The organism is Shinella sp. (assembly GCF_052438155.1).
Classification (GTDB): domain Bacteria; phylum Pseudomonadota; class Alphaproteobacteria; order Rhizobiales; family Rhizobiaceae; genus Shinella.
The window spans coordinates 1-12339 of record NZ_JBQVPI010000012.1; the positions used below are offsets into that span (position 1 = coordinate 1).

10 protein-coding genes and 1 tRNA gene are annotated in these 12339 nt (G+C 58.9%); 4 read left to right on the forward strand and 7 right to left on the reverse strand.

The annotated features are described in order from the left end of the window. Positions 1-748, reverse strand: a 748-nt coding sequence (locus ACT6VE_RS20545; RefSeq protein ID WP_444800297.1) for a calcium-binding protein, incomplete at its 3' end; no start/stop codon positions are given. 631 nt (positions 749-1379) lie between these two features. On the opposite strand from ACT6VE_RS20545, the gene ACT6VE_RS20550 reads away from it, so the two are divergent. Further along, positions 1380-1691, forward strand: coding sequence for a hypothetical protein (locus tag ACT6VE_RS20550; protein ID WP_444800298.1), 312 nt, complete (start codon positions 1380-1382; stop codon positions 1689-1691). Between the two features lie 96 nt (positions 1692-1787). On the opposite strand, the gene ACT6VE_RS20555 is transcribed toward ACT6VE_RS20550, so the two are convergent. Then, positions 1788-2030: a hypothetical protein gene (locus ACT6VE_RS20555; RefSeq protein WP_444800299.1), complete on the reverse strand. Its 243-nt coding sequence runs from the start codon at positions 2028-2030 to the stop codon at positions 1788-1790. Positions 2031-2467: 437 nt separating this feature from the next. Here ACT6VE_RS20555 and ACT6VE_RS20560 point away from each other — a divergent pair, with 437 nt between their 5' ends. Next, the gene (locus ACT6VE_RS20560) at positions 2468-2713 is read left to right on the forward strand and encodes a hypothetical protein (protein ID WP_444800300.1); all 246 of its coding nucleotides are present in this window, start codon (positions 2468-2470) and stop codon (positions 2711-2713) included. Between the two features lie 65 nt (positions 2714-2778). Here ACT6VE_RS20560 and ACT6VE_RS20565 read toward each other — a convergent pair whose 3' ends face one another. Next, positions 2779-4062 (reverse strand): hypothetical protein, encoded by a 1284-nt coding sequence (locus tag ACT6VE_RS20565; RefSeq protein WP_444800301.1) that lies wholly within the window; start codon positions 4060-4062, stop codon positions 2779-2781. Between the two features lie 722 nt (positions 4063-4784). Further along, a tRNA-Ser gene (locus ACT6VE_RS20570) sits at positions 4785-4874 on the reverse strand. A gap of 303 nt (positions 4875-5177) precedes the next feature. Between ACT6VE_RS20570 and ACT6VE_RS20575 the strand changes: the two genes are divergently transcribed. Further along, entirely contained in the window at positions 5178-6290 is a 1113-nt protein-coding gene (locus ACT6VE_RS20575; RefSeq protein ID WP_444800302.1) for a calcium-binding protein, read from the forward strand. Between the two features lie 63 nt (positions 6291-6353). On the opposite strand, the gene ACT6VE_RS20580 is transcribed toward ACT6VE_RS20575, so the two are convergent. Continuing rightward, the gene (locus ACT6VE_RS20580; protein WP_444800303.1) at positions 6354-6872 is read right to left on the reverse strand and encodes a MarR family winged helix-turn-helix transcriptional regulator; all 519 of its coding nucleotides are present in this window, start codon (positions 6870-6872) and stop codon (positions 6354-6356) included. Between the two features lie 23 nt (positions 6873-6895). Here ACT6VE_RS20580 and ACT6VE_RS20585 point away from each other — a divergent pair, with 23 nt between their 5' ends. Beyond that, positions 6896-7597: a glutathione S-transferase family protein gene (locus ACT6VE_RS20585; protein WP_444800304.1), complete on the forward strand. Its 702-nt coding sequence runs from the start codon at positions 6896-6898 to the stop codon at positions 7595-7597. Between the two features lie 73 nt (positions 7598-7670). On the opposite strand, the gene ACT6VE_RS20590 is transcribed toward ACT6VE_RS20585, so the two are convergent. Together ACT6VE_RS20590 and ACT6VE_RS20595 are read right to left on the reverse strand one after the other, a co-directional pair. Next, the gene (locus ACT6VE_RS20590) at positions 7671-11015 is read right to left on the reverse strand and encodes a caspase family protein (protein ID WP_444800305.1); all 3345 of its coding nucleotides are present in this window, start codon (positions 11013-11015) and stop codon (positions 7671-7673) included. 97 nt (positions 11016-11112) lie between these two features. Next, positions 11113-12234, reverse strand: coding sequence for a Gfo/Idh/MocA family protein (locus tag ACT6VE_RS20595; RefSeq protein WP_444800306.1), 1122 nt, complete (start codon positions 12232-12234; stop codon positions 11113-11115). Positions 12235-12339 lie beyond the last annotated feature (105 nt).

Genomic DNA, 12339 nt, shown 5'->3' on the forward strand with positions numbered 1-12339 from the left:
AGGTATCATCACCTGCACCGCCATACATGGAGTCTCGACCTTTACGGCCATCCAGAGTGTTCGCTCCCGCGTTGCCATTCAAAACATTGTTGACGGCGTTGCCGATGCCGATGTCGTCCCCGGTTCCTGTCAAGTACAGCCTTTCAACGTTTTCCGGCAGTGTGTAGGAAATCGTACTGAAGACCTCATCCGTCCCTTCGCCGGAAAACTCCCAGACGACATCCCGGTAGTTGTCGACATAATAGGTGTCGTCTCCCGCCTCCCCCATCATGATGTCCCGGCCGACGCCGCCATCAAGATGGTCGTCGCCGAACCCGCCGATGACGGTGTCATTGCCATTGTAACCGAGGAGGAAATCGTCACCATTTCCGCCCTCTATCCTGTCGTTTCCGTCGAAAATTAGCGCAACGATCTGCGCCCCCGTCAGAGAACCGTCAAACTTGCTGATGTCTATGCTGAAATTGGAAATGCTGAACGATGACACGCGGGTCTCAATAAAATCCTCGAAATAGAATTCGAATTTGTTGACTGTTCCGACCAACGTTTCCAATTCCATCGTATCGGGATCGACAAAATATTCGAATGATCCGGAGAGCGTATACTCTCTGATCTGGAAGCTCATCTCTTCGGCATGGTGAATTTCACTCGTGATCGTTGTGCCCGGCTCCCATTCGGCGGCCGCCTTCCACTTCGCGAGAAAATCCAGCCCGGCGCTGCGCATATCGCCCGTACCCGAAAAAACAGCCATATCCTTACATCCTCCGTATAAAGCCTGGATGCTCGCATGACGTTCACAGCGCAGTCAATTCAATTTGAGGCTGGAGCATTTCCGCATTTCTTGAAATCGAATCCAGGGAGGATCATTTTGCGATGCGGTAAATGGCTGGAAGGGCGGCTTGCATTGGGTGGTCGACGCATTCTCCGGTGATCTTCGCCCGCCTGCCTTTGTGTGATTAAGACAGCGCCGTCCATCACCTCGAAGCCTTCGCCTACACAACTTGTGGATCCGCCTCCCGTGAAGAGACCAGGCGCCACCTGTGGCGGGACGCTTAGGGCGTGCCGCGAAGAGAACAGCGACGATGGCGACAACCAAGCTTGTGGTGCTGGCTTGAAACGTCTCTGCAAGCCCCTGTAGAATTGATTTCTGTATTAACGCGGCCTCCCTTCTGCGCTGGTATTATGCAGTATTGAAAGCACCGACATGACCTACCTTCTCGGCGTTCTTTTTATCATCATTTGTGGCCTCCTCGTTTTGCTCGCGCGGCATGTCACCACCGATTCCCTCCAGTGCTGAGGGAACTCGGCCTGTCGACGATCCTGTTTCAGGCGAGCTAACTGCCGGATGAAGATATTGTTTTATTATTACAAGGTGGAGAGGCATGGTAAATATCGAAGCAGGCAAGATCCTTGACGAGATAGACAAAGATAGTTTCATCCAAAATGCTCGAAGAATGATATTTAGCAATTCTGCTGCGCAGATTTTTATTGATAATCTCCGAACTTTCACCATCGACCCCACCAATATGAGGAGTGCTATTCTAGTTTTTTGGAGCCTTCCTTATTATGTCCTGCTCTATGAAGCGCGCTGCATAGAGAATGGAGCCGACCCCCAAAAATATCGAGATATAGTTGTCGCAGTGAACAATGCCGTAGACGGAAAAATTAAATTTATCGCTGAGAGCTTTGCCTGAAAGTCGTCCATCATCAGATGAAGGGCCTGCCGCGGCTCGGAAGGCGTTTCTGAAGGCGGCAAAAGAGGTTGGGGAGTTCGCTCGAATCGGAACCGCTCACCCCAGCCAAAACGTTCGATCCCAGACCGGAACGGCGCCAGCGATTTCTACGATGATGGTGCGGACACGCCGGACGACGTCAGGCGGAAGCCGGCCCCGGATAATAATCGCCTGCGGCTCGTAAGAGATATCGACTACATGTCGGCTGCACACTTCGTCATATGCGACCGCAGCGCTGATAGAAGCGCGCAGGCCATACCCTTGCGCGCCAAAGCCGCCGCCGAGAGACGCCTGGAACATCTCGATCTCCTTGTGTTCATTATTTCTTGAAACCAAAGATACGGTCGCGATGTTCCCTGCAGAGATACTGAAACCCTATAAATTCAACAGGGCGGAATGAACGCTCGGCTGCTCTGCTTCCTCTTCGCGCACATCCTCACCTTGCATGTAGGGATCCGCCCATCGATCGTCTTCACGATGCAGAGTTTGCCGTCGATGGCGGCGTCTCGTTGTCTTCGTAGTAGAGAGGCCACCCATCTACGATCATGCCCAGCGTATGCCTGCCCAACGGGCGGATCGCGGTCTACGCCGGTGAGGAACCTGAAAGGACCGTTCTTCCGATTTAGGCTATCGGCGACATTAAGTATGTGCACGGCCTGATTTTGCTATAGAAATGGGTAAGAGTTGCGACGTGCCGAGGTGCCTGAATCTCATCCGGCGAATGACTGGAGAATATTATGGCTTTCGATCCAATTGGCGCATTTTCAAAATACGCCGATGCTGAATGTTCCGTTCAGCTTTGGACGGCAGATCATGCAGTTGTGGTATTGCCCTCGTTGAAGGCCGCCGTAGTTTATGCTCGCGAGAATGGCGCCGGCTGGAAAGAGGTTGAGATCACTGTCCACATGCCGAGCGAAGACATCGTCTACGCGACAGGAAAAGTTCGGTCGTTAATCGAACTTTTGAGCAAATCAGGTGTCTGAGACGCAAAAGGCGCCTCTACCCCTGTGAAGGGACAGACCACTGCCAATCGCGCGCATTCCTAGGATCAGGTGATCGGCTTTCCACCAATCTCGATCTTGCTAATCACGCTCGGCGGTGTCGAAAAATCACAGCCGGGGACGGCGCTATTCTCGGCGATTGCCTGCCCCTTAACGTTAAGTTCATTCCCCTTGGCCCCGGGCTTAAGGCTCAGCGCATGCGCCTTGAGATGAACCAGCTTGCCACGCACGAGGCTGTCCCCTTCGCCGCCTTTGGTGCGGATGTCCTGTTCCACGATGATGGTTCCAAACGGCTTGAAGAGCTGCATCCCAATTGCGCCGTCGCCATTGGTTGTGATGCTCTGGAATTCGGCTTGTTTCAACGAGCCGTCATAGAGATTGAAGCCGCGTGCGCCCATCCCGTGAGTTTCGATCTGCGCCTGAACCTTCAGAGTGTCAATGTCCCCGAAGTTTACAAAACCGATGCCGCTGCTCCCGTGTGACGTGACCGTCGCCCGGGCAATCCATGAAGCGACCTTGCCCCAGTTGTCGAGCACCATATCATTGGGTCCATAGGTCGTGGTCGGGCCCTCGTTAACGACGCTTTGCGCGTGCACACCCGAGCCAATAAAAACACCCCCGGTGATGAGGTTGGACGTGCCTTGGGGAATGCCGCCATTCGCATGAATCTCACCCGTTGTCAGCAGCGTCAGCTCAATGGTGCCGCCCTCCTGCGTCGGGGCGGGCGCGTGCCCTGGGTCCGCATCGACCGGAATAAACCAGCCACCGAAGATGAACACTCCACTGCCAAGTAGCGGGTGGTCCTTACTGCCGCCCGACAGGTTGCGGGCGTCCAGCGTCCAGCGGCTACTTTTATCTTTCGAGAAATTGTAGACCGTGAGGCCCCCGATCAGGACTTCCACCCCGAAACCTGCGGGACGGTGAGCGGCCATCCGCGCATCCGCGCGTTCGACGTGGATGCCATCCAGTTTCAGGGCACCGCGTTTGGCTCGGCTGCCCTCCAGGTGGACGCGGCCAAGCGTTCTCACGTTACTGATCGTCAAAGTGCCGAGATCGTCTGCGTCATCGGCAAGGCCCAGGGCAATCTGGGTTTCATCGGTCACGAGACGCAAATTGGCAATCTGGTGATCAGCGCTGAGCAGTAGGCCGGGTAGCCCTTCCTTGAAGTGCAGTTCCACACCGGGACCCACGCCACGTAGGCGGGTTCCGGGGGAAAGTTTCAGGCTCGGGAGGTCTGTGATCCTCCCTGCCACCTCGATATGGGCGGCCTGCAGATAGACGGCCTCTTGGAGTGAGGCGCTATCTTTCACGAGGATTACGTTACCGGCCATAACAATCTCCCTGGTTCAGACCTTGGACATTAACCCGCTTCGCCCAGCGACGATGCCCCCTTGAACGGGCCAACCATTCGCTAAGAAGGTACTTGTTGTACATATCGTGATGAATCTGGTGGCTTTTGTGCCCGGCCCTTCACGACGGCGTGAGACAGTTCATCGCCCCTTCAAAAATCGTCTCTGCCGCTTCCGTCGCTATCTTCCAGTCGCAAATATCCCGATTAGCGCGACAATCCTGTACCTGACTTTTGCGGCAGATATCCCCTCGCAGCGCGGTCATGCGCAAGGTCCGGTTTCGAGCACTATCAGCGTCGTCGCGGATGGCCCAAGCGGGGTTGAGAGCGGACAATCATGAACAGGTAAAGGGATGCCGCCATTTGGCGTATAAGCTGCCGCATAGACGCTTCAACGGCTTGGAACGCGCTACTCGCGACAGGCGCAAGAAGGGCCTGATCAGTGTTGCAATGACCGATTCGGGCCGATACCAGCTCTTTTGAAGAGCAAGCGGACGGGCGCAGGACGTTCAAGCGAATCATTCAAGGATATGATCCGGTGACGGGATATCCTGTTGGGGGATGGGATTAGGTATCTCTGGCCCGCTATTGCGGAGGCTTTCCGCCCCTTCGGAAGCTGTTTTTTTGCGTTTCGTGCTTACGAACAAACTCTCAGGTTCTGACAACCAGAGATAAAAGCCAAAAAATGCAATAAAACAGGCAAACTGGCGGAGAAGATGGGATTCGAACCCACGATACCCTTCCGGGTATACTCCCTTAGCAGGGGAGCGCCTTCGACCACTCGGCCACCTCTCCGCTCGCCGCCCTGATACGGGCAAAGCCCTCGGTGATCAAGAGCTTTTTGGAGAAAAGGCTGAAAAGCGCTTTGGATATATACAGGTATGTTCGACCGGGAAGCGGCTCGACACGCGGAAACTGCCGGCAGAGGCGCAAATGGAGAGCCGAAAGAGACGTTGAAGCCGCTTCGCGGGACCCTGCCCGCAAAATTCCCCCGTTCCGCCTCGAAATCGCCGCCCGCAGCAACTCTGTTCAACAACTGTTCAGCTTGTCGGCGATAGATATCGTGCAACAGGTCGTTGATGCGGAAAGGAAACGGAAATGGTTGTGGTTGTTAGAGGTACGAACGGTGACGATCTCATCGTACAGAATTCCCGGGGCCCGATGGATGTCTTCGCCCTTGGCGGGGACGACGAAATCATATTGAACCGCATCGATAGCCGCGGCGGTGACAATTATGTCGAGGCCGGCAGCGGCAATGATATCGTTCGCAACAGTTTTGAGGGCAACAACGATATCTATCTCGGCTCAGGCAACGACATCTACATCCACAGCGGCGCAGCGAAGGCTGCAGGCGAGTATGACGTCGTCAGCGGCGGCGACGGCAATGACGTCTTCAAGGTGAAGACCTATCAGAGCGTCTATAACGGCGACGCCGGAAACGACACCTTCTACTCCGTCGGCTTCAAGAACACCTTCAACGGCGGCTCCGGCACCGACACGATCAATTATTCGCTGCAGGATTCGAGCAGCGAAAAGGGCCGCGGCATATATGTCGATCTTGACGGAGGCTTCGCGAAGGCCGTCACCGGCCGACTGGAAAAGCTGACAAGCATCGAGAACGTCGTCGGCACCGCTTACGCTGACACGCTGATCGGCACTTCGGGCAACAACCTCCTCAAGGGCGGCAGCGGCAACGACCAGCTCGAAGGGCTTGCCGGTAACGACCGGCTCTATGGCGGCAACGGCGTGGACATCATCTACGGCGACGACGGCAATGACGACCTCTATGGCGAGGCCGGCAACGACCGTCTGTATGGCGGCAACGGCAATGACGATCTCGTCGGCGGCTCCGGCAACGATCTCCTCGTTGGCGGTGCGGGCAACGACTTCCTCGTCGGCGGCACCGGCGCCGACACGTTCCGCTTCATGAAAACCTCCGACAGCCGCGTGGGCTCGCTGCGCGACGTCATCGACGACTTCAACCCGGACAGCCAGGGCGATGTCATCGACCTGCGCGACATAGACGCCAATACCGGTCGCAGTGGCAACCAGGCTTTTGACTTCATCGGCAAGGCTTCGTTCTCCGGCACGGCAGGCGAACTGCGCTACTCCGGCACGGTCATCTCGGGCGACATCAATGGCGACGGCCGGGCGGATTTTGAGATCAATGCCGGGCTGGCGAAGTACATCGCGGACGATTTCCTGCTCTGATCCAAAACAGGCACGCAGACACACAAACGCCGGGGCTTCTTGCTCCGGCGTTTGCTTTTGTGCTTACCCGCGAATCAGAAGTGCGAGCTTGTCCGCAAGCTGATCGGCATCCGAATCGGAAAGCTTTTCGCCGAGATGACGTTCTATGGAGGCGCCATAGACCGTCCATATGCGCTGCTGCATCGCGCGGCCCGTCTCGGTGACGAGCACCCAGCGGCCACGGCCGTCTTGCGGAAAAACGTCGCGGCGAACGAGGCCTGCCTCTTCCATCCGGTCGAGAAGCCGGGAGAGATTGTGCTGCGCAAGCAGCGTGTGCGCCTCGATTTCGAAGGGCCGCAGCCTCCCCTTTTCAGCGCGTACCAGTTCCCACAGCACGTCGTACCAGCCGAGCGGAGCCAGGTCCGCGGCTTTCAGATCCTGCTCGATGGCGGCCAGCAGCATGCGCTGCGTGCGCATAAGTGCGATCCAGAGCCGTGTCGTGGCGGCGGAGGGGGGGCGGGTTTGGTCGGGCGATGCGTCGGACATAGATGCAATTACATGCATCTTGACGGAGATGGCAAGGCTACATATATGCAATTGCATCCATCTCGAACCGGAGACACGCCATGCCCCACCCCGCTTCCCCGACTGGCGCTACGCTCACCCTGATCAGCCATCACCTCTGCCCCTATGTGCAGCGCGCCGCCATAGCACTTGCCGAAAAGGGCGTGGCCTTCGAACGCCGCACGATTGACCTTGCCGCAAAGCCCGACTGGTTTCTTGCCATGTCGCCCCTCGGCAAGGTGCCGCTCCTCGTCATCCGACGGGAGGATGGCAGCGAAGCGGTGTTGTTCGAAAGTGCGGTCATCTGCGAATATCTGGAAGATACGCAGACGGACAAACCGCTTCATCCGGCCGACCCGCTCGTGCGGGCACAGCATCGTGGGTGGATGGAGTTCGGCTCCTCCATCCTGTCGGATCTTTGGGGGTTCGAGACTGCCAGGGACGCTGAAACCTACGCGGTGAAACGTAAGGCTCTCATCGAAAAATTCACGCGGGTCGAAGCCGCTCTCGGCAGTGGTCCGTTCTTCGCGGGTGAAGGTTTTTGCCTCGTCGATGCCGTTTTCGCCCCGATCTACCGCTATTTTGACGTCTTCGACACGCTGACGCCCACCGGCGTTTTCGACAGGCTTGAAAAAGTCGCCGCCTGGCGGGCAGCCCTGATGCAACGCGCGAGCGTGCGCACGGCGGTGGCGCAGGATTATCCGGAACGGTTGAAGGACTTTCTGAAGGATCACGACGCCTGGCTGCTCAAATTGGCCGCCTGACCGAAGCCCAAAGAAAAGCCGCTGGAAACGACCTGTTTCCAGCGGCTTTTTGTTTCAATCCCGACCAGATGGTTCAGGTGCGGGCGGCGAGGCGATCGATCGCGTTCTGCGTCGAGGCACCGAAATCACCGTCGATCGGGCCGTTATAATACCCACGATCCTTGAGGATCTGCTGGAACTCCTTGCGGAACTGCGGCGTGAAATTCGCCGCCGATCCCTTGAGTTCCTGCAGCTTGCCCTGATCGCCGCCCTCGACGCTGGCGGCGGCCCAGCGGGCAGCCTCCTTGGCGTTGGCGCGCGTGCCGAGGCCCTGGTCGTAGAGGCGGGAGAGATTGCCCATGGCGTAGGTGTTGCCACCATTCGCCGCCTTTTCGTACCAGTCGCGGGCCACGTTATAGTCCTGCTTCACGCCGTTGCCGACGTCGTAGAGCCAGCCGATGGAGGCCATCGAATAGATGTCGTTCTGGGCGGCAGCCTTCTCATACCAGTTGCGCGCTTCGGCATAATCGACCGCCACGCCAAGACCGGACTGATAGGCATAGCCGACCGAGGACATGGCATTGATATCGCCGCCTTCCGCGCCCTTCTTGTACCAGTCGAGCGAGGCCGCATAGTCGCGCGTCGTGCCGAGGCCTTCGCGGTAGAACCAGCCCATCGTGGCCTGTGCATTGGCATAGCCCTGTTCGGCCGCCTTGCGGTACCACTTGATGGCCTCGTCATAGTCCTTGCGCGTGCCGTTATAGCCTTCGCGATAGAGCCAGCCGAGGGAGGCCTGGGCATAGGGGTTGCCGGCATTCGAGGCCTGCTCGAACATGCGGGTGCCCTTGGCCATGTCGACCGCACCGTCGGTACCGTAGATCGAGTACCAGGCGAGGTTGGTCAGTGCGTAGAGGTTCCCCTCGTCGGCAGCCTTCTGGTAGTGCTCGCGCGCCTTGGGGAAGTTCTTTGCGGCGTCATGAGCACGGCCCACCATGTTGCGGATCGAGTTGTCCGACGGATTGGCATTGAGTGCCGTTTCGCAGACGGAGATCGCGCGGCCATAGTCGATCTGCGCAAAGAGCTTGCCGAGGAAGCCCGGGCGCAGGTTCGGTTCACCGGCAAGTTCGTAGCACTGGTCGGCATCCGAACCGCTCAGCGTCAGCGTCGACTGGTCGGTCGTGGTGGTTGTCGTCGTGCTCGACAGCGAACTGCTGTCGTTGCGGCCGGCGGCGAGCTTGTCGATTGCCGCAAGCGTCGCGGCACCGAATTCGCCATCCGACGAACCGCTGTAGTAGCCGCGTTCCTTGAGAAGGTTCTGCAGCTCCTTGCGGAAGGCGACCGTGAAGTTGGCAGGGGTTTCCTTGAGTTCCTTCAGCTTGGCGGGATCGCCGCTTTCGACGCTGGCCGCTGCCCAGCGGACAGCCTCCTTGGCGTCTGCCGGTGTGCCGAGACCCTGGTCGTAGAGACGCGACAGGTTGCCCATGGCGTAAGCGCTACCGGAATTGGCGGCCTTTTCATACCAGTAGCGGGCTTCGACATAGTCCTGCTTCACGCCGTTGCCGACGTCATAGAGCCAGGCGAGCGAGGCCATCGAGTAGGAATCGCCGATATTGGCGGCCTTCTCGTACCAGACCTTGGCTTCCGCATAGTCCTGCGCCGTGCCGAGGCCGTTCTGGTAGGCCCAGCCGAGCGAGGACATGGCGTTGGCGTCGCCGGCATCCGCAGCCTTGCGATACCAGGTGAGCGACTGGACGTAATCCTGCGAAACGCCGAGGCCTTCGCGGTAGAACCAGCCCATCGTCGCCATGGCATTGGCGTAGCCCTGGTTGGCCGACTGCTGATACCACTTCACCGCTTCGTTATAGTCCTGGCGCGTGCCGCCATAACCTTCGCGGTAGAGCCAGCCGAGCGAGGCCTGGCCATAGGAATTGCCGGCGGTCGAAGCCCTCTCGAGCATCGAGAGGCCCTTCGGCACGTCGACCGGGCCATCCGTGCCGTAGATCGAGAACCAGGCAAGGTTGGTGAGTGCATACATGTTGCCGAGCTCGATCGCCTTTTCGTAGTTGCGACGGGCTTCGACATAGTTGCGGTCGGCGTCTTGCGCGCGGCCGAGAAGGTTCACCAGCATGCCGTCGGACGGGTTCTCGTTGACGGCCTGCGCGCAGGCGGAAAGCGCCCGCTTGGCATCGATCTTCAGGAAGTTGACGCCCAGGAAGCCGGGCAGCGACTGCGGTTCACCGGCAAGCAGGAAGCAATCCCGCGAGGCGGCCGTTTCCTTGGAGGCGAGATTGACGCTCAGGCCCTTTTTCGGCTCGAGTGCTGCGATCAGCTGCTCGGCGCTGCTGCGATGCTGGCTATCCGGATAGCGCTCGATGAAGCGCTGGAGGGCGGCCGCATCGGTCGATTCCTTCAGGGCGTCCCAGGCGATCGCGGCCGCATCCTGCCCATCGTTCTGGGTCGCCTCCTTGAGGCTGGCGAGCTTCTTTTCCGCCAGCATCTTGTAGACGGGATCCTTGCCATGCTTCGAGATGAAGGCATTGATCAGGTCTTCATCGGCGAGATCGCGGATGTTCTGCCAGTCAGCGGCGGCTTCGGACTGGCCGTTCGGCGAGACCTCCTGCGTGTTGCCGCTGTTGGAGATGTTGATGTTCACTTCCTTGATGTTCAGGAAGATCTGCGCACCGCCGAGCGAGCCGTAGACGAAGGGCTCCTGCTCGCGGTTGGTGGCTTCCACCACCTCGTCGCGCACCTTGCCGAGCGCGATGCGCACGTCGAGGCCGGGCTCCGTCAGGTATTTCGAGAGTGCCGTCGCGAACGGGCTGTTCATGCCCTCGCCATCGAGCGCCACCGTACCGGCCTTCGAAGCGAAGGCGATCAGCGTGTCGGCCGATTCGGGTTCTACGCGGGCAAGACCGCGCGTCACGGCACGGGTGCCGATCGAACGGGTCATCGACTGCGAGAACGGATTGTTGCGGCAAGCGTCGAGAATGAAGAGCTTCAGCTTCTTGGCGCCTTCCAGCGACCGCTGGACGCGGTCGATGGCCACGCTCTCGTCCTCGACGTCGCGGTCGCTCTTCAGCGCCGCATCGACGGGGATAAGGTAGTTGACCCCGTTCATCTCCATCGCGTGGCCGGAATAGTAGACCACCGCCATGTCCGCGTCAGCCGACTCGTCCTCGAACTCGCGCAACGCCTTCACCATGGCGGCGCGGTCGAGATCCAGGACCGTCTTGACGGAATCGAAACCCGCGGCCTCGAACGAGGCGCGCATCAGCTCCACATCGTTCGCAGGATTGTTGAGCTGGGCCGTCTCTTCGTATTTCTGATTGCCTATCAGCAGTGCAACACGTTTCGCCTCTGCGGCGTTCGCGTTGAACACGATGACAGCAATCGAGACGAAGAGGACCGGCGCCCAGCGTCTCTGCATTTGCTTGAACATGCCCATCCCTCCGGCATTATTGCCGAGAGTATTACGTATGGCCCGTGCTGTTTCAATGAGGAAGCGACCGGATTTTTTTGGCTCGGTCGCTGGAAACTCATTCGGCGGCGATTTCCACCCAGCGACCCTGCCGGAAAGATTCGGCCATGGCGTGCACGGACTGCTCGATGCGCAGGCCATGGTTGAAGTCGATGGAATGCGAAGCCGTGCCGGCAATGGCGGCGATAAGCTCACGGCATTCTATGACCTTGAGATCGTTGAAGCCGAGGCCGTGGCCGGGCGCCGGGATGAAACGATCGTAAGGCTTGTGGTGCGGTGCCGTTAGGATCGTGGAAAAGCCCTGCTCGGTGGCGCGGCCGTCCGTCGTATAGAGCTGGAATTCGTTCATGCGCTCCTGATCGTAGAGAATCGAACCCTTCGAACCATAGATCTGCAGCGCTATACGCCCCTTGCGGCCCCAGGCCGAGCGGTTGGCCATCAGCACGCCGGAAATGCCGCCGGGAAGGCGCATCAGGACGCTGGCGATATCGTGGTTTTCGACGTCGCGGCGGTTGCCGTCGTTCAGCGGGCGGTCGGCATAGGGCTTGGCGAGCGATGCGATAACCGCCTCGACATGGCCGAACAGGCTCCACAGCAGCGAGAGCGGATGCACGGCGAAATCGTCGAGTGCGCCGTAACCGGAGGTCGCTTCGCTCTTCCAGTAGAACAGCGCCTCCGGATCGGCCATGAAATCCTCGTCCATCTCGATGCGGACGTGATTGACCGTGCCGATGGCGCCTTCATCCAGCAGCGAGCGGATGTGCCGCATCACGGGGTTCTGGATGTAGTTATACCCCATGACCGCGATCTTGCCGGAGGACCGCTGCGCGGCGAGCATGCGTTCGGCATCGGCAAAGGCCGGCGCCATCGGCTTTTCGCACCAGACATGTTTGCCGGCTTCAAGCGCGGCGATGGCCATGTCGGCATGGAACTGGTTCGGCGTGGTGACGGAAATGACATCGACGTCAGGATCGGAGAGCAGGTCCCGCCAATTGGCCGTGGACTTGGCAAAACCGAACTCGCGGGCGCGGTTTGCCGCGAGATCCGCATTGGCTTCGGCGAGATGCACGAGGCGCGGGCGGTCGACATCGCCGAAGACCGTGCTGACATTGTTCCAGGCGAGCGCATGGCACTTGCCCATATAGCCCGTGCCGATCAATCCGATTCCCAAGGCCTTCATGACATTTCCTCCGCTGTGTCTCCGCGCAGTCCCAGACGCAAAACCGCTACGCAGTTTTGCTGGACTTGCTATATCTCGCCACAAGAGCGCTTCACATCATGCATA